Here is a 1,108-nt window from a genome sequence, read left to right on the forward strand (position 1 = left end):
CGCAGCACCGGCCCGGCTTCGAGGTCACCAACGAGAAGGCGTACGGGCTCGGGAAGTTCGCCCGGGTCGTGCTCGGGACCTCCCAGATCGACTACAACGGTCGGTTCTGCATGTCGTCCGCCGCGGCGGGGCAGCTCGCCGCGTTCGGGCTCGACCGCGGACTGCCGTTCCCCCTGGAGGACATTCCGCGTACGGGATGTGTGGTCCTCGTCGGGTCGAACATGGCCGAGACCATGCCCCCCGCGGTCCGCTATCTGAACGAACTGCGGGAGAACGGCGGCACGCTGGTCGTCATCGACCCCCGCCGCACGCGCACCGCCGAGCTCGCCGACCTCCATCTCGCGCCCCGCCCCGGGACCGATCTCGCCCTGGCCCTCGGGATGCTGCATCTGGTGGTGACCGAGGGGCGGGTCGACGAGGAGTTCGTGCGCGCCCGGACGCGGGGGTGGGAGGACGCGCGGGCCGCCGTGATGGCGCACTGGCCCGAGTACGTGGAGCGCGTGACCGGCGTCGCCGTGCCTCAACTGCGCGAGGCCGTACGGATGTTCTGCGAGCCCGAGTCCGCCATGGTCCTCACCGCGCGTGGGCCCGAGCAGCAGTCCAAGGGCACCGACACCGTGGGCGCCTGGATCAACCTGTGCCTCGCGACCGGGCGCGCCGGGCGGCCCCTTTCCGGGTACGGGTGCCTGACCGGGCAGGGCAACGGGCAGGGCGGGCGCGAGCACGGGCAGAAGGCCGACCAGCTGCCCGGGTACCGCAAGCTGACCGACCCGGCGGCGCGTGCCCATGTGGCCGGTGTGTGGGGCGTGGACCCCGACTCCCTTCCCGGCCCCGGCCGTTCCGCGTACGAGCTGCTCGACGCGCTGGGGCGGGATGTACGGGCTCTGCTGGTCATGGGGTCGAATCCGGTGGTGTCGGCTCCTCGTGCCGCCCATGTGGAGGGCAGGCTGCGGTCGCTCGACTTTCTGGCCGTGGCCGACGTGGTGCTTTCCGAGACCGCCGCTCTTGCCGATGTGGTGCTTCCCGTGACCCAGTGGGCCGAGGAGACAGGGACGGTGACCAGTCTGGAGGGGCGCGTGCTACTGCGGCGTCGCGCCGTCACGCCTCC

General features: G+C 72.3%; 1 protein-coding gene. It reads left to right on the plus strand.

Going from position 1 to position 1,108, the window contains the following annotated elements:
- Positions 1-1,108 (plus strand): molybdopterin oxidoreductase family protein (locus ACWD4P_RS38435; RefSeq protein WP_449782849.1); only part of this gene is annotated, 1,108 nt, incomplete at both ends.

It is taken from the genome of Kitasatospora sp. NPDC002543 (assembly GCF_053594915.1).